The sequence below is a fragment of the Streptomyces sp. MMCC 100 genome (assembly GCF_041538145.2).
Lineage (GTDB): Bacteria > Actinomycetota > Actinomycetes > Streptomycetales > Streptomycetaceae > Streptomyces.
On the sequence record NZ_JBGORK020000001.1, the window covers coordinates 1,180,735 to 1,200,646 of the forward strand.

Sequence of the window (19,912 nt, forward strand, 5' to 3'; positions counted from 1 at the left end):
CTCCACCGCGTGGGCGCGACCGGCCACGGACGGCCCGCAGCCGCGCGACTGCGGAACCCGGCAGACGCACGGGCCCCCAACTGTCACACCTTCCGCATACTGTTCATGACATGGAAGGCACCGAACCCCCACCCCCGTACGACCCCACGTCAGCGGCCCGCTACGCCCCCGAGCCGGACAAACGCCCCGGCCGCACCGCCTTCCAGCGCGACCGCGCCCGCATCCTGCACTCCGCCGCGCTGCGCCGCCTCGCCGGAAAGACGCAGGTCGTCGCGCCGGGGGAGGGCAGTCCCGTCTGGGACGCCAGCCCCCGTACCCGCCTCACGCACTCCCTGGAGTGCGCCCAGGTCGGCCGGGAGCTGGGCGCCGCCCTCGGCTGCGACCCGGACCTCGTCGAGGCGGCCTGCCTCGCGCACGACCTGGGCCACCCGCCCTTCGGGCACAACGGCGAGCAGGCCCTCAACGCCTTCGCCGAGGACTGCGGCGGCTTCGAGGGCAACGCCCAGTCGCTCAGGCTCCTCACCCGCATCGAGCCCAAGCGGTTCACCGAGGACGGCTCCGTCGGCCTCAACCTCACCCGCGCCACGCTCGACGCCGCCACCAAGTACCCCTGGCCGCGCGGTGCCCATCCCCGCGACCCGCTCTCGCCCAAGTTCGGCGTGTACGACGACGACCGGCCCGTCTTCGAGTGGCTCCGCAAGGACGCCCCCGGCGCCCGCACCTGCTTCGAGGCCCAGGTCATGGACTGGGCCGACGACGTGGCGTACTCCGTGCACGACGTCGAGGACGGCCTGCACGCCGGCCACATCGACCCGAACTGCCTGCTCGCCGACCCCGAACGCGAGGCGGTCTTCGCGGCGGCCGTGGGGCGGTACGTGCCCGCCGGCACCGACCACGCCGAGCTGGCCGCCGCCCTCGACCGGCTCCTCGCCCAGGACTGGTGGCCGCACGGCTACGACGGCTCGGCGGTCGCCCAGGCCCGGCTGAAGGACGCCACCAGCCAGCTCATCGGCCGCTTCTGCCTGGCCGCCGAGGCCGCCACCCGGGCCGCGTACGGGGACGGCCGGCTCACCCGGTACACCGCCGAGCTGGTCGTGCCCCGCGAGACCCGCATGGAGTGCGCCGTCCTCAAGGCGGTCGCCGTCCGGTACGTCATGCAGCGCACCGAGCAGGAGCGGCTCCGCGCCGACCAGCGGATCGTCGTCGCCGAGCTGGCCGAGGCGCTCACCGCCCGCGCGCCCGACGGGCTCGACCCCCAGTTCCGCGCCCTCTTCGACCGGGCCGCCGACGACCGGGCGCGCAAACGGGTGATCGTCGACCAGATCGCCTCCCTCACCGATGCCTCGGCCCGCTCGCTTCACGCCCGCCTGACGGGGCATCCATGAGACTGGCGGCGGGACGGGTGTGATCCGGCATGCCCCGGGCGCCCGGAACGCGGTGTCCGGGCGCCCGAAACGCGGCATTCCATGGCCTGATCGGGTCACTGCCCTTCCCGCACCACGCCACGTGCGGGACGCTCGCATGTGGCGGCACCCTGACGAGGAGGCAGACAAGTGGTCGACGCGGATCAGACATTCGTCATCGTCGGAGGCGGCCTGGCGGGCGCGAAGGCGGCCGAGACGCTCCGCACGGAGGGCTTCACCGGCCGGGTGATCCTCGTCTGCGACGAACGCGACCACCCCTACGAGCGCCCGCCGCTGTCCAAGGGCTACCTCCTCGGCAAGGAGGAGCGCGACAGCGTCTTCGTGCACGAGCCCGCCTGGTACGCGCAGCACGACATCGAGCTGCACCTCGGCCAGACCGTCGTCGCGATCGACCGGGCCGCCAAGACCGTCCACTACGGCGACGACGGCACCCACGTCAGGTACGACAAGCTGCTCCTGGCGACCGGCGCCGAGCCCCGCCGCCTCGACGTCCCCGGCACCGACCTGGCCGGCGTCCACCATCTGCGCCGCCTGGCCCACGCCGAGCGCCTCAAGGGCGTCCTCACCTCCCTCGGCCGGGACAACGGCCACCTCGTGATCGCCGGCGCGGGCTGGATCGGCCTGGAGGTCGCGGCCGCGGCCCGCGAGTACGGGGCGGAGGTCACCGTCATCGAGCCCTCCCCGACCCCGCTGCACGGCGTCCTCGGCCCCGAGCTGGGCGCCGTCTTCGCCGAGCTGCACGAGTCGCGCGGCGTCCGCTTCCGCTTCGGCGTGAAGCTGACCGAGATCGTCGGCCAGGACGGCATGGTGCTGGCCGCCCGCACCGACGACGGCGAGGAGCACCCCGCGCACGACGTGCTCGCCGCGATCGGCGCCGCCCCGCGCACCGCGCTCGCCCAGGCCGCCGGGCTGGAGATCGCCGACCGTGCCCACGGCGGCGGCATCGTCGTCGACGAGAACCTGCGCACCTCCGACCCCGACGTCCACGCGGCCGGTGACGTGGCCTCCTTCCACCACGCCCTCTTCGACACCAGCCTGCGCGTGGAGCACTGGGCCAACGCCCTCAACGGCGGACCGGCCGCGGCCCGCGCGATGCTCGGCAAGGGACTCGCCCACGACCGCGTGCCCTACTTCTTCACCGACCAGTACGACCTGGGCATGGAGTACTCCGGCTGGGCGCCGGCCGGGTCCTACGACCAGGTGGTGATCCGCGGGGACGCGGCGAAGCGCGAGTTCATCGCCTTCTGGGTGAAGGAGGGCCGCGTGCTGGCCGGGATGAACGTCAACGTGTGGGACGTCACGGAGCCGATCCAGCAGCTGATCCGCTCGAAGGCCCGGGTGGACACGGAGGCCCTGGCGAACCCGCACGTATCCCTCGAAAGCCTCATCGCATAGCTGTCGGTCCTCCCACGTAGACTTCACGCGTGGCAGGACGGATCAACGACGAGGACGTGAAGGCGGTACGGGACGCGGTCCCGATCGACGCCGTCGTCTCGGAGTACCTCCAGCTGCGAGGCGCGGGCGGCGGCAACCTGAAGGGGCTGTGCCCCTTCCACGACGAGAAGTCCCCGTCCTTCCAGGTCAGCCCGAGCAAGGGGTTCTTCCACTGCTTCGGCTGCCAGGAGGGCGGCGACACCATCACGTTCGTGATGAAGATCGACCACCTCACCTTCTCGGAGGCGGTCGAGCGCCTGGCCGGCCAGGCGGGCATCACGCTGCGCTACGAGGAGGGCGGCTACAACCCCTCCCACCAGCGCGGTGAGCGCATCCGCCTGGTCGAGGCCCACAAGATCGCCGCCCAGTGGTACGCGGAGCAGCTCGCCACCGGCCCCGAGGCGGACACCGGCCGCGCCTTCCTCGCCGACCGCGGCTTCGACCAGGCCGCCGCCGAGCACTTCGGCGTCGGCTACAGCCCCCAGGGCTGGGACCACCTCACCCGCTTCCTGCGCGGCAAGGGCTTCAGCGACAAGGAACTGCTGCTCTCCGGCCTCGCCCAGGAGGGCCGCCGCGGCCCCATCGACCGCTTCCGCGGCCGGCTGATGTGGCCCATCCGCGACATCGGCGGCGACGTCGTCGGCTTCGGCGCCCGCAAGCTCTACGAGGCGGACAACGGCCCGAAGTACCTGAACACCCCCGACACCGCGATCTACAAGAAGTCCCAGGTCCTCTACGGCATCGACCTCGCCAAGAAGGACATCGCGAAGGCGTCCCGCGCCGTCGTCGTCGAGGGCTACACCGACGTCATGGCCTGCCACCTCGCCGGCGTCACCACCGCCATCGCCACCTGCGGCACCGCCTTCGGCGGCGACCACATCAAGATCCTGCGCCGGCTGCTCATGGACAACGGCTCGGCCCGCGTCATCTTCACCTTCGACGGCGACGCGGCCGGCCAGAAGGCGGCCCTGCGCGCCTTCGAGGACGACCAGAAGTTCGCCGCCGAGACCTACATCGCCATCGCCCCCGACGGCATGGACCCCTGCGACCTGCGCCTGGCCAAGGGCGACGACGCGGTCGCCGACCTGGTCGAGCCGCGCACCCCGCTCTTCGAGTTCGCGCTGCGCCAGATCGTCTCCCGCTACGACCTGGACACCCCGGCCGGCCGCGCCTCGGCGCTGGACGAGGCCGCCCCCGTCGTCGCCCGGATCAAGAACAGCGGCGCCCAGCACGAGGTCGCCGTGCAGCTCGCCGGCATGCTCGGCATCCTCGACACCCAGTTCGTGGTCAAGCGGATCGCCCAGCTGGCCCGCTGGGCCCGCGACCGCGGCGGCAAGGGCCCCGCCCCCGACCAGCGGCAGCGCGGCACCGGCCCGCAGCAGCAGGCCGGGCCCACCCGGACCCACCCCCGCGGCCCCGCCCTCAACCTCCGCAACCCGGTCTTCGCCACCGAACGCGAGCTGCTCAAGCTCGCCCTCCAGCGCCCCGAGCTGGTCTCCCCGGCCTTCGACGCGTACGGCGTCGACGAGTTCACCGCCCCGCCCTACGCCGCCGTACGCGAGGCGATCATGGAGGCGGGCGGCGCCGAGTTCGGCGTCCAGGACCCGCAGGACTACCTGGTCCGGGTCCGCGAGGCCGCCCCCGACGACGCCGTCCGCGCCATGGTCACCGAACTCGCGGTCGAGGCGATCATGCTGCACCGGGGCGTGAAGGGCGTCGACGAGGTCTACGCGGGCGCCCAGCTGGTCACGGTCCGCCGCCGGGCCGTGGAGCGCCGTATCCGCGACATCACCGGCCGCCTCGCCCGCCTCTCCGGCCACGGCGACCCCGCCGAACTGGCCGCCGTGCAGAACGAGCTGTGGATCCTCCAGCAGTACGACCAGAACCTGCGCGAACACGGCGCCGCCGCCCTCTAGGACAGGCCCGGGAACACCGGCGGGTAACCCGTCGGTCACGGCCCGGACGCAAAAAGTCACCGCACGCCCCTCGTGGCGGCGATGTGTCGTACCCCACACTGGGGGCGGTACCTGAGTGCACGCGTGCGAGGCGGACGGCGGCGAGCGAGCCGACTCCGCCCCCGTCGTACCGCCGCCGGCCCCCGCCGGCCGCGTCCATCCTGGAGGTCGCCCCCGTGCAGACCCAGACCCTCACCCAGACCGACACCGGTACCGGCCGTGCGGAGCCGGGCGCGGAGCGCGGCATGCTCGTCGCGATGCCCGCGCAGCCCGGTGCCGGGCCGGCCGTGTACCACCCCGGCGGCCCCGCGGACGCCCCCGAGCCCGCCGAACCGCCGCCGCCCACCCGTACGGAGTCCGGCGGGCCCTCCTCCGACCTGTTCCGGCAGTACCTGCGCGAGATCGGCCGGATCCCGCTGCTCTCCGCGGCCGAGGAGGTCGACCTCGCCCGGCGGGTGGAGGCCGGGCTGTTCGCCGAGGAGAAACTGCGGCGCACCCCCGACCTGGACAGCCGCCTCGCCCTCGACCTCGACCGGCTCGTCGTCATGGGCCGCCTCGCCAAGCGCCGCCTGATCGAGGCCAACCTGCGGCTCGTGGTGTCGGTGGCCAAGCGGTACGTCGGGCGCGGGCTGACCATGCTGGACCTGGTCCAGGAGGGGAACCTGGGCCTGATCCGGGCGGTCGAGAAGTTCGACTACGCCCGGGGCTACAAGTTCTCGACCTACGCCACCTGGTGGATCCGCCAGGCCATGTCCCGCGCCCTGGCCGACCAGGCCCGCACCATCCGCGTCCCCGTCCACGTCGTGGAGCTGATCAACCGGGTCGTCCGCGTCCAGCGCCGCATGCTCCAGGAACGCGGCTACGAGCCGACCCCGCAGGAGGTCGCCGCCCACCTGGACCTGCCCCCCGAACGCGTCGGCGAGGTGCTGCGCCTGGCCCAGGAGCCGGTGTCGCTGTACGCCCCGGTCGGCGAGGAGGACGACGTCGCCCTCGGTGACCTGATAGAGGACGGCGACGCGGCCAGCCCCGTCGAGTCGGCCGCGTTCCTGCTGCTGCGCCAGCACCTGGACGCGGTGCTCTCCACCCTCGGCGAACGCGAACGCAAGGTCGTCCAGCTCCGCTACGGCCTGGTCGACGGCCGCCCCCGCACTCTGGAGGAGATAGGCCGCCTCTTCGGCGTGACCCGCGAACGCATCCGCCAGATCGAGTCCAAGACCCTCAACAAACTCCGCGACCACGCCTACGCGGACCAGCTGAGGGGCTACCTGGACTGAGGCGCCGGGGGTGCCCCCGCCTGGGGAGGCACCCCGCCGCCGGGCAACCCGTCAATTCACCTCGGCCACGGCCTGCGCGAACTGCGCCTTGTACAACCGCGCATACGCCCCGTCGGCCGCCAGCAGTTCGGAGTGCGCCCCCTGCTCCACGATCGCCCCGTTCTCCATCACCAGAATCGTGTCCGCGTCCCGGATCGTCGACAGCCGGTGCGCGATCACGAACGACGTCCGCCCGTGCGCCAGCTTCGCCATCGCCTTCTGGATCAGCACCTCGGTCCGCGTGTCCACGGACGACGTCGCCTCGTCGAGCACCAGGATCACCGGGTCGGACAGGAACGCCCGCGCGATGGTGATCAGCTGCTTCTCACCCGCGCTCACCCCCGTGCCCTCGTCGTCGATCACCGTGTCGTAGCCGTCGGGCAGCGTCCGTACGAACCGGTCGGCGTGCGCGGCCCGCGCGGCCTCCTCGATCTCGCCGCGGGTTACCTCCCGCGACGCCCCGTACGCGATGTTCTCCGCGATGGTGCCGCCGAACAGCCAGGTGTCCTGGAGCACCATGCCGATGCCGGCCCGCAGCTCGTCCCGGGACATCTTCGCTATGTCGACGCCGTCCAGGGTGATCCGCCCGCCGGAGACCTCGTAGAACCGCATCAGCAGGTTGACCAGGGTCGTCTTGCCGGCACCGGTCGGCCCCACGATGGCGACCGTGTGCCCCGGCTCCACCTTCAGCGACAGATCCTCGATCAGCGGCTTCTCGGGGTCGTAGCGGAAGGACACGTGGTCCAGTTCCACCCGCCCGCGCAGGTCCTCGGGCCGGGCGCCCGGGATCGGGTCCGCCGACTGCTCCTCGGCGTCGAGCAGCTCGAAGATCCGCTCCGCCGACGCCACGCCCGACTGCACCAGGTTCGCCATGGACGCGACCTGCGTCAGCGGCATCGAGAACTGCCGGGAGTACTGGATGAAGGCCTGCACGTCGCCGATGGACAGCTGGCCCGAGGCCACCCGCAGCCCGCCGACCACCGCGACCAGCACGTAGTTCAGGTTGGACACGAACATCATCAGCGGCTGCATGATCCCGCTGTTGAACTGCGCCTTGAACCCGGCCTCGTACAGCGCGTCGTTCTGCTCGGCGAACTGCTTCGCCGACTCCTCCTGCCGTCCGAACACCTTCACCAGCGCGTGCCCGGTGTACATCTCCTCGATGTGCGCGTTCAGCTGCCCCGTGGAGCGCCACTGCTGCACGAACTGCGGCTGCGACCGCTTGCCCACCCGCGTGGCCACCACGAACGACAGCGGCACGGTCACCAGGGCGACCAGCGCCAGGATCCAGGAGACGTAGAACATCATCGCCAGCACGCCGATGATGGTGAGCAATGAGTTGATCAGCTGGCCCATCGACTGCTGGAGCGTCTGCCCGATGTTGTCGATGTCGTTGGTGGCGCGGCTGAGCACCTCGCCGCGCTGGCGTTTGTCGAAGTACGACAGCGGCAGCCGGGACAGCTTCGTCTGCACGTCCTCGCGCAGCCGGAACATCGTCCGGTTGACCGCCCGGTTCACCAGGCGCGTGGCCACCGCCATGAGCAGTCCGGCCACCGCGAACGTCCCCAGCGCAAGCAGCAGCACCTCGCCCACCGCGCCGAAGTCGATGCCCTGGCCCGGGGTGAAGTCCGTGCTGCGGAGCATGTCGGCGACGTTGCCGTCACCGCGCTCGCGCATGGAGTCCAGCACCTGCTCCTTCGTGGCCCCGGACGGCATGTCCCGTCCGACGATGCCCGCGAAGACCAGGTCGGTGGCCCGGCCGAGGATCTTCGGCCCGACCACGTTGAGGCCGACGCTGACGACCACGCACGCAAGCAGCGTGAACAGCGTCGCCCGTTCCGGCCGGAACTGGGCGACGAGCCGCTTGCTCGACCCCTTGAAGTCCATCGAACGCTGGTCGGGGCGGCCGGCCCCGGCCATCATGCGACCCGCAGGCCCGGCCATCAGGCGGCCTCCGCTTCCGTCAGCTGGGAGAGCACGATCTCCCGGTAGGTTTCGTTGTCCGCCATCAGCTCGTGGTGCCGGCCCACGCCGACCACCCGCCCCTCGTCCAGCACGATGATCCGGTCCGCGTCCCGGATGGTCGCCACCCGCTGCGCCACGATCACCACGGTCGCCTCGGCCGTCTCCCGGCTCAGCTCGGCCCGCAGCGCCGCGTCGGTGGCGTAGTCGAGGGCGGAGAAGGAGTCGTCGAAGAGGTAGATCTCCGGGCGCTGGACCAGCGTCCGGGCGATCGCGAGCCGCTGCCGCTGACCGCCCGACACGTTGGTGCCGCCCTGTGCGATCGGTGCGTCGAGCCCGCCCTCCAGCTCGGAGACGAAGTCCTTGGCCTGCGCCACCTTCAGCGCGTGCCACAGCTCCTCGTCCGTGGCGTCCGGATTGCCGTAGCGCAGATTGGTCGCGACGGTGCCGGCGAAGAGGTACGGCTTCTGCGGCACCAGGCTCACGACCTTGGCCAGCTTCTTCGGGTCGACGGTCCGCACGTCCACCCCGTCGACCAGCACCTGGCCGTCGGTGGCGTCGAAGAGCCGCGGGACCAGCCCCAGCAGCGTCGACTTGCCGCTGCCGGTCGAGCCGATGACGGCGGTCGTCTCGCCCGGCCTGGCCACCAGGTCGATGTTCCTGAGCACCGGCTCCTCGGCACCGGGGTAGCGGAAGCCCGCCCCCCGGATCTCCAGGTGCCCGTGCCGGCGCAGTTCGGTGACCGGTGCCAGAGGCGGCACCACGCTGCTCTCGGTCTCCAGGACCTCCTGGATGCGCTCGGCGCACACCTCCGCGCGCGGCACCATCATGAACATGAAGGTGGCCATCATCACGGACATGACGATCTGCATGAGGTAGGCGAGGAACGCCGTCAGGTCGCCGATCTGCATCCCGCCGCTGTCGATCCGGTGGGCGCCGAACCACACCACCGCGATCGACGACAGGTTCACCACCGTCATGACCACCGGGAACATCAGCGCGAGCAGGTTGCCGGTGCCGAGGGCCACCTCGGTCAGCTCGGTGTTGGCCTTCCGGAAGCGCTGCTGCTCGTACTCGTCGCGCACGAAGGCGCGGATGACGCGGTTGCCGGTGATCTGCTCGCGCAGCACCCGGTTCACCGTGTCCAGACGCTTCTGCATGGCCCGGAACAGCGGGCGCAGCTTCCGCACGATCAGCGTCACGCAGATCGCCAGCACCGGCACGACCCCGAGCAGCACCCCGGACAGCGGCACGTCCAGGCCGAGCGCCATCACGATGCCGCCCACGCACATGATCGGCGCCGACACCATCAGCGTGAACGTCATCAGGGCCAGCATCTGGACCTGCTGCACGTCGTTGGTGGTCCGGGTGATCAGCGAGGGCGCGCCGAAGTGGCCCACCTCGCGCGCCGAGAAGGACTGCACCCGGTCGAAGACGGCACCGCGCACGTCCCGGCCGAGGGCGGCGGCCGTGCGCGCGCCGTAGAAGACGGCACCGATGTTGCAGACCACCTGGGCCAGCGAGATGCCGATCATCACAGCGCCGTAGCTCAGGATGTAGCCCGAGTCACCCTTCACGACACCGTCGTCGATGATGTCCGCGTTCAGGGTCGGCAGGTAGAGGGAGGCGCAGGTCTGCAGGAACTGCAGCGCCACCAGCAGGGCGATGGGTTTCTTGTAGGGCCTGAGATAGGTCCGCAGTAGTCGTATGAGCACACTGAGTCTCTCGGAGTCGGCGACAGGGGCCGCGGTTGGTTGCCCCTGGCCCCTATCGTCGAACACTCCACCCGCGTTACCTCAACCGATTAACCCAAGAGCGCGGCAAATTCCGGCCTATGGGCGGCAAGCCCCCGGCGTCAGAGCGCGCCCGGGTGCGTCTGCTCGCGCACCGACACGAACTGCTGCCGCACGGCCTGCCCCACCGCCAGCTCCTCGCCCGGCTCCAGCACCTGCGCCACCGCGCCCTGCCAGACCGGGGGAGTGCGCGGGTCCAGCGTGCCCTGGGACACGCCCAGCGCCCAGGCCGCCTGCCGGGCCGAGCCGATCGCCGCGTAGTCCGCCGGCTGCGGCACGACGACCTGCGTCCCGAACAGCGCGGGCGCCGCCGCCTGCACGGCCGGCAGCTCGGCCGCCGCGCCCAGCAGGAAGACCCGCCGTACGTCCACACCGCGGACCCGCAGCACGTCCAGGGCGTCCGCGAGACCGCACAGCATGCCCTCGAACGCGGCCCGCGCCAGGTGCTCGGGCTTCATCGACTCGCGCCGCAGGCCGGCGAGCGTGCCGGCGGTGTGCGGCAGGTTCGGCGTCCGCTCGCCCTCCAGGTAGGGGAGCAGCACCAGGCCGTGCGATCCGGGCGTCGACTTCATCGCCAGCTCGGACAGGCTCTCCAGGTCCGGCACGCCGAGCAGCTCGGCGGTACCGCGCAGGGCCCGTACGGCGTTCAGGGTGGTGACGACCGGCAGGTGCATGCCGGTGGCGTCCGCGAGGGCGGTGATCATCCCGGACTGGTCGACGAGCGGCTCGGTGTGCACGGCCATCACGGACCCGGAGGCGCCCAGCGACACCACCGCGTCGCCGAGGCCGATCCCGAGCCCGAAGGCGGCGGCCTGGGTCTCGCCGGTCCCGGCGGAGATCAGCAGCCCCTCGGGCGTCGTACCGGCCGCCTCGGCCGGGCCGATCACCTCGGGCAGCATCACCTGGTGGCCGAGCGCCAGCTCGACCAGGTCGGGCCGGTAGGCGCCGGTCGCCGCCGACCAGTACCCGGTGCCGGACGCCCCGCCCCGGTCGGTGGTCCGCCGCGCCGGCCGCCCGAGCAGCTGCCACACCAGCCAGTCGTGGGCCTGGAGCAGTACGGCGGTCCGCGCGGCGGCCTCCGGCTCGCTCCGTGCCAGCCAGCGCAGCTTCGTCACCGGCTGCGCGGTCTGCGGCACCGAGCCCACGGCCTGCGCCCACGCCTCACGCCCGCCGAGCGCGTCGATCAGATCGGCCGCCGCGACCTGCGAGCGTTTGTCGCCGCCGACCAGGGCCGGGCGCACGGTGTTGCCCTGCGCGTCCAGCGGAACGACCGAGTTGGCCTGCGCCGACACGCCGATGGCCTGCACACCCTCGAGGAGCCCGCCGCCGGCCGCATCCCCGAGGGACAGCAGCCAGGCCTGCGGATCGACGTCCGCGGGCCGGCCCCCGCCCTCGGGGCTCTCCAGCGGGTGCGGCGCGTAGCCCTGGCGCAGCACGGCACCCGTGTCCGAATCGCAGACGACGATACGAGTGAAATCGGGCGAACTGTCCAACCCGGCGACTATTGCCATACCCGAAATTCTGCCGCACCGGGTGCGGTGGCCGTACCGGGACCTCAGGTGTTGCTGGTGCCCCAGTCGTCCGGACCGCTGCCGTTCGTGCCGCGCTCCCGCAGCGAGCGGACCCGGTGGGCCACCGAGTCGGGCATCCGGTCACCGACCTTGTCGCTCACCACGTGGTACGCCTTGTCGGCGAAGTGCCTGCCCTGCTGGGCCGCGGACTCCGCGGTGTTGCGCACGGCCGGGTTCTGCGCGACCTGCTGCGCGGACTTCCGCAACTGCTCGTAACGCTCTCGCCCGGCCTTCGTGCCGAGCACGTAACCCACCGCTAGTCCGACGACGAACGTGAGCCGGTAACGCATGGCGGCCACCCTTCCCTTCACTGGCTCCGGGGTGCTGGAGAGTACCGATTGGCGGAGCACCCCCCTGCTTGCGCTAATGTATGTGTCGCAGCGAGCGCGCGCCCCCTGGCGAATACCCAGGCAGACGCGTTCGATGCGACACCGACATTCCTCGGTAGCTCAATTGGCAGAGCAGCCGGCTGTTAACCGGCAGGTTACTGGTTCGAGTCCAGTCCGGGGAGCTCGGTCCTCCGTAGCTCAATTGGCAGAGCAGCCGGCTGTTAACCGGCAGGTTACTGGTTCGAGTCCAGTCGGGGGAGCACCGTGAACGAGGACCCTTCGGGGTCCTTTTTCATGTGCCCCTCATGTGTTCTCAAGTCCCGGGAACCACGCGGCACGCTGCGGAGTCCTCAAGGTCATGAAGGCAGCCGTGGAAGCCGACCATCCGAGGCAGGAGATCGTATGAGCGGCTATGCTGCGGCAGACGGCGCGCACACATGTACGCGACACGCCGCTTTGGGGCGGTAGCTCAGCCGGTTAGAGCAGCGGACTCATAATCCGTCGGCCGTGGGTTCGAGTCCCACCCGCCCCACTCATGCGCTTCGCCGCAGGAACGTTCTCACCTGCGGCGCGCGCGAACCGGTCAGGCCTGTTCCCGGCCTTCCGGTTCCTCCCCGATGTTCTCGACTTCGTCGTCGCGTTCGCCTTCCGCCTGCGAGGGCGTGGTGTGCGGCACGTCGGGGGCGTCCGGTTCGAGTTCGTCGTCGCGTTCGCCCTCGGCCTGGGACGGGGTGGGCTCGCTCATGGTGGTGCCTCCTCCTGCCGGTCGGGTCGCGGGCCGAGTACCCCGTCCGGGACGCTGCCACCATCCGTTACAGCGGCGCCCACCAGGTGACCGTCGTGCCCCGTCCCTCGTCCCCGCCGCCCTCGCCGTCGTCGGCGACCCTCAGGCGCACGCCCTCCCGGCCCTCCGGCGACGTGGCGGGCGTCTCCACGGTGACCTCGACGCGGGAGACGCCCGGACGCGCGGACGCGTCGGCCAGGGCGTCGCGGAGGGCGGTGAGGAGGCGGTCGGCGACCCGGTCGGGCACCCGGGTGTCGACGGCGCCCCGGAAGTGCGTGGAGGGCGCGGCACCGAGCCGGGCGGCGGCCGACGCGGTCTCGCGCAGCACCCGGACGCGCAGTCCGGCCGGCGGTTCGGCCGGGGGCTGCCGCAGCGCGAAGATGGTGGTGCGGACCTCCTGGACCGTGGAGCGCAGCTCGTCCACCGCCCGGCCGAGGATGTCGCGGACGTCGTCGGCACCGGGGCGGCGCTGCGTGGACTCCAGCATCATGCCGGTGGCGAACAGCCGCTGCACCACCAGATCGTGCAGGTCACGGGCGATGCGGTCGCGGTCCTCGTAGACCGCGAGCCGCTCCCGGCCGCGCCGGGCGTCGGCCAGGACGAGGGCGAGCGCCGCCTGCGAGGCGAACTGCGTCGCGAGCAGCCGTTCCACGTCCGTGTAGGGGCGTCCGCCGCGGCGGCGGGGCAGGGCGAGGGTGCCGATCAGCCGGCCGCTCGCCTGCAGGGGCAGCATCATGCTCGGCCCGAACCGGTGCCGTACGTGGGTCGTCATGCGGGGATCGGTCGCCGAGTCCTCGAGGAACACCGGCTCGCCGCCCAGGAGCTGCTCCAGTACGGGACTGCCCGGCGCGATGGTCGCGCCGACCATGCCGTCCGGGTCGTCGGGCGTCGAGGCGGTCACGATCTCCATGCCGCCCTCGGCGGTCGGGTGCAGGATGACGCCCGCGGAGGCGTCGGCGAGCAGCCGGGCCCGTTCGGCCACCGTGGTCAGCGCGTCGCCGGCGCCCTCCTCGGTGAGCAGCGCGGTGGTGACGGCCGCCGCGCCCTCGATCCAGCGCTCCCGCTGCCGGGCCGTCTCGTACAGCCGGGCGTTGCCGATCGAGACACCGGCCTGCGCGGCCAGCACCCGCAGCAGCTGCTCGTCCTCGACGGTGAACGGGCCGGCCCCGGGCCGCCCGGCAAGACGCAGCTCGCCGAACTCCTCGTCCCGCACGTGGATCGGCACCCGCAGCTCGGGTGCCGTCTCCGGTACGGGGTCGGGGTCCGGGGTGCGGAACTCGGCGGGACCGCCGTCGCCGGGGTCGGTGATCACCAGCGCCGCGCGGCGGGCGCCGGTCAGTTCGGCGGCGCCGTCCACGATGCGCTGCAGGACACCGCGCAGATCGAGGTCGGTGCCGACGCCCAGGAGCGCTTCGAGGAGGCGGGTCAGTCGGGGCGCGGGCTGCGCGGTCATGCGTCGTTCTTTCTCGGTTCCTGCCGTCCCCCGGTGTCCTGGCCCTCTCGGCTGTCCGGCGGCGGATCAGTCGGAGCCGACGCCGGTGCGGGAGCCCGCGCCGGAATCGGAGCCGGAATCGGAGCCGGGACCGGCGTCCGAGGTCGTCGGGTGCAGGACGAGCGGCTCGACCCGGCCCTCCAGCATGCTGCCGAGGCCCTGGACCGCGCACACGTCGGGCCGCTCCGCGATGTGCACCGGCATGCCGGTGGCCTGACGCAGCATCTGGTCGAAGCCCGGCAGCAGCGCGCTGCCGCCGACCATCATGATCCCGCGGTCGGCGAGGTCCGCGACCAGGTCGGGCGGGCAGTCCCGCAGCACCTTGCCGATGCCGTCGAGCACGGCCGTCAGCGGCGTCTGGATGGCGTTGCGCACCGTGGCGGTGTCGACCCGCACACTGCGCGCCAGGCCGGTCGCCACGTCCCGGCCGTGGATCTCGGTGGACGCCGGACCCTGCGGGGTCAGTCCGTTGCCGGACAGGGCGAGCTGCAGGGGGCGTACCGACTGGCTGGGCAGTACCAGCTCGTGCTGGTGGCGCAGCAGCTGCACGATCGCGTGGTCCACGGCCTCTCCGCCGACCGGGATGCGCTCCGCGGTCACGATCGAGCCGAGGGAGAGGACCGCGACCTGCGTGGCATGCGCACCGCACACCATGATCATGGTGGCCTCGGGCCGCTCCACGGGCAGTCCGCAGCCGACCGCCGCCGCGATGAGGGTGTCGACGAGTTCCACCCGGCGCGCGCCGAGCCCGACCAGCGTCTCGATCGCCGCCCGCTGGGACAGCGGGTCCGCGTCGTGCGGGGTGCAGACGGCGGCCCGCAGCCGGGGCTTGCGGCGCAGGGCGCGCCGGATCTTGTCGCCGAGCAGGTGGCGCAGCATGCGCTGGGCCATCTCGATGTCGACGACCGTACCGCCGGAGACCGGACGCACGACACGGATGTATCCGGGGGTGCGGCCCGTCATCTTCTCCGCGAACTCGCCGACCGCGATGAGCGCGCCCGTGCGGGTGTTCACCGCCGCGGCGGACGGCTGGTCGACGACCAGCCCCGCCCCCTTCACGTAGACGCGGGTCCGCGCCGCGCCCAGGTCCACGGCGAAGTGGCAGCGGCGCAGCGCCTCCAGACTGGCGGTATTGGCAGTACTGGCGGTCATGGCGAATCCTCCCGAGAGCGCGGACCGTGACGGGCCGTCCGGTGGCCGGCCGTGGCACCGATCGTGCGCGGCGACGCGTCCGCGCGCCTGCTGGAGGGGGCCGGGCGGGGGGCCGCTGAACGGGGGGTGTCTGTCCGGTTGGGGCGCCCGTCCTTGCTGGGGGCTGTCCGGGGGTGTCCTCGTGCGGCGGGTGGGTCGTGGCCTGGGGGTGCGGGGCCCCGTCCGGGGCGTGGCGTGCGGGGGCCTCCCTGTGCGGCGGGTTGGTCCTGGTCCGGGGGTGCCCGGTCCCATCCGGGAGTTGCCCGGGGGGATGTCTCCGTTCGGCGGGCCGGTCCTGGTCTGGGGGTGCGGGGTCCTGTCCAGGGGCCGTCCCGGGCGGACGACCGGTTCCGGACGCCGTTCGCCCGCTGCCGTCGCCTCCCCGGAGTGCGCCTCGGGGCGCGTCCGACGCCGCCGCCAGGACACCGGTCTGCCGCCGCGACGCCGGGGCCCGTTTCATCTGCCGTCAGGACATCGTTCTCTGCGCCGCCGGGCGGGTTCCCGTTTCCGCTGCCGCGCCGGGCGCGTCACATGCCTCGTCGCCGTGCCGGGCGGGCCCCGGTCCCACCGCAGCGTCGGGCACGTCGCATGCCCATCGCCGCGCAGGCCGCGCCGCATGCCCCGCCGCCGCAGGTCGCGTCGCACGCCCATCGCCGCGCAGGCCGCGCCGCATGCCCCATCGCCGCGCAGGCCGCGCCGCATGCCCCGCCGCCGTGCAGGTCGCGTCGCACGCCACGCCGTCGACGCCGGGTGCGTCCGCCCCCGTCGTCGGCCCCCCGCGCCACTGGCGGGAACCCGCCAGGGCAGCTTTCCGCCGTGCTCGGTCAACTCCCTTGCCCCGCAGGCCCCCTGAGACTGCTCACAGCACTCGTCACAGCACTCTACGACGACACGAAGAGAGACGTGGATGAGCACAGGACCAGTCAGACGTGGGGCGACCCTCCTGTCGGCGGGGCTCGTGATCGCGCTGCTGCCGGCCGGGACGGCGGCGGCGCAGGAGCCGCCCCCCGACCCGGCGCACACCCCTCGCACGGCCTCCGCGGCCGACGCGGCGCGCACCGTCACCCTCGTCACCGGCGACCGGGTGACCGTCACCGGCCTCGGCGGCGGCAGGGAGACCATCACGGTCGACCGGCCCGAGGGCGCCACCGGAGCAGTGCGTACCAGCAGCTTCGACGGCCGGACCGTCGTCGTACCGGACGAGGCCCTGCCGTACCTGCGCGCCGGCCGCCTCGACGAACGGCTCTTCGACGTCCGTGAGTTGCTGGAGCAGGGGCTCGCCGACGGCGAGACCGGCGAGCTGCCGCTGATCGTGACCTACGACAAGGGCGCGCGGGCCGCCACCCCGAGGGGCGCCGAGCGGAAGCGGGCGCTGCCCAGCGTGCGCGGGGCCGCCGTCGAGGCCGGCAAGGGGCGGGAATTCTGGCGGGAATTCACCCGCCGCGGCGCCGGCATCGACGGCGTGTGGCTCGACGGGCGGGTCACCGCAGCCATGGCCGAGTCCAACGCGCAGATCGGCACGCCCGAGGCCTGGGAGGCCGGGCTGACCGGCAAGGGCGTCACCGTGGCCGTGCTGGACAGCGGCGTGGACGCCGGGCACCCCGACCTCGTGGGGCGGATCGCGCAGAGCAAGAGCTTCGTCCCCGGTCAGGAGGTCGCCGACCGCAACGGCCACGGCACGCACGTCACCTCCACCGTGGGCGGCAGCGGCGCGGCCTCCGACGGCAAGGAGAAGGGCGTCGCGCCCGGCGCCACGCTCGCGGTCGGCAAGGTCCTCGACGACGAGGGCTTCGGCAGCGAGTCCGAGATCATCGCCGGCATGGAGTGGGCCGCCCGTGACGTGGACGCCGACATCGTCTCCATGAGCCTCGGCTCGACCGAACCCAGCGACGGCACCGACCCCATGGCCGAAGCCGTCGACACCCTGTCCCGCGAGACCGGCGCCCTGTTCGTCATCGCGGCCGGCAACACCGGCACCCCGTCGTCCATAGGCTCGCCCGGCGCGGCCGACGCCGCCCTCACCGTGGGCGCCGTCGACTCCGCCGACCAGGCGGCCTGGTTCACCAGCGCCGGGCCCCGCTACGGCGACAACGCGCTCAAGCCCGACCTGTCGGCCCCGGGCGTCGGCATCCTCGCCGCCCGCTCCCGGCTCACGGAGGGCAGCGGCGACTACACCAGCCTGGACGGTACGTCGATGGCGACGCCGCACATCGCCGGCGTGGCCGCCCTGCTCGCCGAGGAGCACCCCGACTGGACCGGCGCGCGACTCAAGGACGCGCTGATGTCCACGTCCGAGGAACTGGACGCTCCCGTATATCAGTTGGGCGCCGGGCGGGTCAGCGTGCCGAAGGCCGTGGAGGCCGACGTCACCGCCACCGGCAGCGCCGACCTGGGCTTCCACTCCTGGCCGTACGACGCCGACGAGCCGGTCACCAGGACCGTCACCTACACCAACTCCTCCGACACGGACGTCGAGTTGCACCTGTCCGTACGGGGTGCCCCCGAGGGCGTCGCCACCCTCGCCGACACTTCCCTCACCGTGCCCGCGCACGGCACCGCCGCCACGACCGTCACCGGGGACGGGGCGAAGGCGCCGGTCGGCAACACGAGCGGACAGATCGTGGCGGCCGACGCGAGCGGAACCACCCTCGCGCACACCGCGTTCGGGCTGGTCAAGGAGGATGAGCTGTACACCCTCACCGTGCACGTCAAGGACCGCTCCGGCGCCGCGACCCCGGCCGACCTGACCGTCCAGCAGCTCACCGAGGGCGTCGACCCCGTCCCCGCGCACGTCGGGGAGTCCGGCACCCTGGAGCTGCGGCTCCCGCGCGGGACGTACAGCCTGACGTCCTTCCTCGACGTGCGCGGCAGCCACGGCGCCGACTCCCTCGGCCTGGGCTTCCTCGCCGCTCCTGAGGTCGCCCTCGACCGGGACCGCGAGATCACCCTGGACGGCCGCGAGCTGCGCGAGATCAGCGCCGACGTCGACCGGCGCACCGAGACCCGGCAGCTCCTCATGGAGTACGACCGCGGCGCGAACGGCTCCGACCTGTTCGGCGCCGTACAGGTGCCGCTGACGTACGACAGCGTCTTCGCCGCGCCCACGGAGAAGGTCACCGAGGGCGACTTCGAGTACCGGACCGTGTGGCGGCTCGGCAAGCCGCTGCTGGAGGTGAAGGGCGTCGGCGAGGCCGCCGTCCAGTCCGGCGGCACCCTGGTCGAGGGCCGCACCCGGCTGCCGCTGGTCGACGTGGGGGACGTCGGGAACGGGCCCTTCCCGGGCGGCGTGCGCGGCAAGGCGGCCCTCGCCCGGCTCACGGAGGGGACCGAACCGACGGCGCTGGCCCAGGCCGCGCAGGACGCGGGCGTCGAGGCGCTGTTCGTGACCGACGACGCCCCCGGACGGCTGATGTCGTGGTGGGGCACGGACGACAACGCCGACCGGCCGCTGCAGATCGCCACCGTCGACGCGGCCGACGCCCGCCGGCTGCGCAAGGCCGGACGGGTCGACATGACCGGCACCCCCGATACGCCCTACGTGTACGACCTGTCCGAAGGACACCGGGGCGCCGTGCCCGACCGGGACCTCACCTTCGAGCCGGGGCACCGCGACCTCGCCGTGCTGCGCACCAAGTACCACGGCGACGAACCGGAGAGCGGCGGCGAGTTCCGGTACTCGATCACCGACACGTTCCCGATCGGCCTCGGCTTCCGGGAGCGGATCGACTACCCCGTCCAGCGCACCGAGTACGTGTCCACCGGACCGGGTCAGCTGTGGCACGAGACCGTGAGCAGCGCCGGTGACGCGCTGGAGGAACGCGGCGGACTCGTCGAGTACCGGGGAGGCTCGCGCGCGGAGCTGAACTGGTTCAGGCCGGTGTGGCACCCCTACCTCGGCACCGGGCTCGGCTGGGGGCAGCAGCGCTCCGGGAACCAGCTCCAGTTCAACGCGCCCGGCTGGGGCGACTCGGGCCCCGACCACACCGGCTTCGGCGACGTGTGGAGCGAGGGCAGCGGCATGACGCAGACCACGTCGGTGTACCTGGACGGCGAACTGGTCGACCAGGGGCCGAGTTCCGCCGCGTACGTCTCCGACGCGCCCGCCGACGAGCACGCGTACAGGCTCGTCACCGACACCGCGCTCGACGCGGCGCGCCGGCCGCTCGCGACCGAGGGCCACGCGGAGTGGACCTTCCGTTCGGCGGCCGCACCGCAGGACCGGTGGACCTACCTGCCGCTGATCAACCTCTCCTTCGACGTGGACACCGACCTCGCGGGGAAGGTGCGCGGCGGGAAGAAGCTGCGGATCGGGCTGGGCGCCGGCTACGTGGCGGGCGCCGCGGACACCGGGACGATCGGCGGCGGGAAGCTTGAGGTGTCGTACGACGGCGGGAAGAGCTGGCACCAGGTCCGGCTGCGCGGCGGTGACGGGGAGGCGTCCTGGCACGGGACGCTGACCGTGCCGCGCGACGCGGAGCACCTCTCGCTGCGGGCTTTCGCGCACGACGACCGTGGCGGCTCGGTCACGCAGGAGATCGTGCGGGCGGTGGCCGTGCGGTAGGCCGTTTCCCTCGGTACGCCGTGTGCCGGAACGCGGACGGCGCCGCCTCCCTGGGACGGGGAGGCGGCGCCGTCGGTTTCTCGGACCGTCAGACCAGCCAGCC

The 19,912-nt window shown here is 72.8% G+C and carries 12 protein-coding genes and 3 tRNA genes; 8 read left to right on the top strand and 7 right to left on the bottom strand.

Annotated features, from left to right (window positions below; translation table 11 throughout):
• Positions 1 to 110: 110 nt before the first annotated feature.
• From ABS735_RS05400 to ABS735_RS05415, 4 genes are all read left to right on the top strand, one after another.
• Positions 111 to 1,385 carry a deoxyguanosinetriphosphate triphosphohydrolase gene (locus ABS735_RS05400; RefSeq protein WP_373901686.1) on the top strand — a complete coding sequence of 425 codons (1,275 nt, stop codon included), beginning with the start codon at positions 111 to 113 and terminating at the stop codon, positions 1,383 to 1,385.
• A 168-nt stretch (positions 1,386 to 1,553) separates the two neighbouring features.
• Entirely contained in the window at positions 1,554 to 2,819 is a 1,266-nt protein-coding gene (locus tag ABS735_RS05405) for an NAD(P)/FAD-dependent oxidoreductase (protein ID WP_373901687.1), read from the top strand.
• Positions 2,820 to 2,848: 29 nt separating this feature from the next.
• Positions 2,849 to 4,774 (top strand): DNA primase, encoded by a 1,926-nt coding sequence (dnaG, locus tag ABS735_RS05410; protein WP_373901688.1) that lies wholly within the window; start codon positions 2,849 to 2,851, stop codon positions 4,772 to 4,774.
• A gap of 215 nt (positions 4,775 to 4,989) precedes the next feature.
• Positions 4,990 to 6,087, top strand: coding sequence for an RNA polymerase sigma factor (locus ABS735_RS05415; RefSeq protein ID WP_373901689.1), 1,098 nt, complete (start codon positions 4,990 to 4,992; stop codon positions 6,085 to 6,087).
• Positions 6,088 to 6,138: 51 nt separating this feature from the next.
• Here ABS735_RS05415 and ABS735_RS05420 read toward each other — a convergent pair whose 3' ends face one another.
• The 4 genes from ABS735_RS05420 to ABS735_RS05435 all read right to left on the bottom strand — a co-directional run bounded on the left by ABS735_RS05420 (position 6,139) and on the right by ABS735_RS05435 (position 11,742).
• Positions 6,139 to 8,070: an ABC transporter ATP-binding protein gene (locus ABS735_RS05420; RefSeq protein WP_373901690.1), complete on the bottom strand. Its 1,932-nt coding sequence runs from the start codon at positions 8,068 to 8,070 to the stop codon at positions 6,139 to 6,141.
• Positions 8,070 to 9,803, bottom strand: a complete 1,734-nt coding sequence (locus tag ABS735_RS05425) for an ABC transporter ATP-binding protein (protein WP_373901691.1) — start codon at positions 9,801 to 9,803, stop codon at positions 8,070 to 8,072. Before ABS735_RS05425 ends, ABS735_RS05420 begins: the two co-directional genes overlap by 1 nt.
• Positions 9,804 to 9,943: 140 nt before the next feature.
• Positions 9,944 to 11,392: an FGGY family carbohydrate kinase gene (locus tag ABS735_RS05430; protein ID WP_373901692.1), complete on the bottom strand. Its 1,449-nt coding sequence runs from the start codon at positions 11,390 to 11,392 to the stop codon at positions 9,944 to 9,946.
• A gap of 44 nt (positions 11,393 to 11,436) precedes the next feature.
• A complete protein-coding gene (locus ABS735_RS05435; protein WP_164410265.1) occupies positions 11,437 to 11,742 on the bottom strand; it encodes a YtxH domain-containing protein in 306 nt (101 codons plus the stop codon).
• Between the two features lie 148 nt (positions 11,743 to 11,890).
• On the opposite strand from ABS735_RS05435, the gene ABS735_RS05440 reads away from it, so the two are divergent.
• From ABS735_RS05440 to ABS735_RS05450, 3 genes are all read left to right on the top strand, one after another.
• A tRNA-Asn gene (locus tag ABS735_RS05440) sits at positions 11,891 to 11,963 on the top strand.
• 5 nt (positions 11,964 to 11,968) lie between these two features.
• Positions 11,969 to 12,041, top strand: a tRNA-Asn gene (locus ABS735_RS05445).
• A 198-nt stretch (positions 12,042 to 12,239) separates the two neighbouring features.
• Positions 12,240 to 12,313: transfer RNA gene (locus ABS735_RS05450), tRNA-Ile, on the top strand.
• Between the two features lie 51 nt (positions 12,314 to 12,364).
• Here ABS735_RS05450 and ABS735_RS05455 read toward each other — a convergent pair.
• From ABS735_RS05455 to ABS735_RS05465, 3 genes are all read right to left on the bottom strand, one after another.
• On the bottom strand, positions 12,365 to 12,526 hold the full coding sequence (locus ABS735_RS05455) for a hypothetical protein (RefSeq protein ID WP_373901693.1): 162 nt from the start codon (positions 12,524 to 12,526) through the stop codon (positions 12,365 to 12,367).
• A 67-nt stretch (positions 12,527 to 12,593) separates the two neighbouring features.
• Positions 12,594 to 14,018, bottom strand: coding sequence for a GAF domain-containing sensor histidine kinase (locus ABS735_RS05460; protein WP_373901694.1), 1,425 nt, complete (start codon positions 14,016 to 14,018; stop codon positions 12,594 to 12,596).
• A gap of 66 nt (positions 14,019 to 14,084) precedes the next feature.
• Positions 14,085 to 15,209, bottom strand: coding sequence for a rod shape-determining protein (locus tag ABS735_RS05465; protein WP_373901695.1), 1,125 nt, complete (start codon positions 15,207 to 15,209; stop codon positions 14,085 to 14,087).
• A 946-nt stretch (positions 15,210 to 16,155) separates the two neighbouring features.
• Here ABS735_RS05465 and ABS735_RS05470 point away from each other — a divergent pair.
• A complete protein-coding gene (locus ABS735_RS05470) occupies positions 16,156 to 19,809 on the top strand; it encodes a S8 family serine peptidase (protein WP_373901696.1) in 3,654 nt (1,217 codons plus the stop codon).
• Positions 19,810 to 19,912: the final 103 nt, after the last annotated feature.

What these genes read in the sequence shown, in the direction of transcription:
- ABS735_RS05435 (WP_164410265.1), bottom strand. Translation starts at nt 11,742, where the DNA reads ATGCGTTACCGGCTCACGTTCGTCGTCGGACTAGCGGTGGGTTACGTG.
- ABS735_RS05465 (WP_373901695.1), bottom strand. Translation starts at nt 15,209, where the DNA reads ATGACCGCCAGTACTGCCAATACCGCCAGTCTGGAGGCGCTGCGCCGC.
- ABS735_RS05455 (WP_373901693.1), bottom strand. Translation starts at nt 12,526, where the DNA reads ATGAGCGAGCCCACCCCGTCCCAGGCCGAGGGCGAACGCGACGACGAA.
- ABS735_RS05470 (WP_373901696.1), top strand. Translation starts at nt 16,156, where the DNA reads ATGAGCACAGGACCAGTCAGACGTGGGGCGACCCTCCTGTCGGCGGGG.
- ABS735_RS05430 (WP_373901692.1), bottom strand. Translation starts at nt 11,392, where the DNA reads ATGGCAATAGTCGCCGGGTTGGACAGTTCGCCCGATTTCACTCGTATC.
- ABS735_RS05420 (WP_373901690.1), bottom strand. Translation starts at nt 8,070, where the DNA reads ATGGCCGGGCCTGCGGGTCGCATGATGGCCGGGGCCGGCCGCCCCGAC.
- ABS735_RS05400 (WP_373901686.1), top strand. Translation starts at nt 111, where the DNA reads ATGGAAGGCACCGAACCCCCACCCCCGTACGACCCCACGTCAGCGGCC.
- ABS735_RS05460 (WP_373901694.1), bottom strand. Translation starts at nt 14,018, where the DNA reads ATGACCGCGCAGCCCGCGCCCCGACTGACCCGCCTCCTCGAAGCGCTC.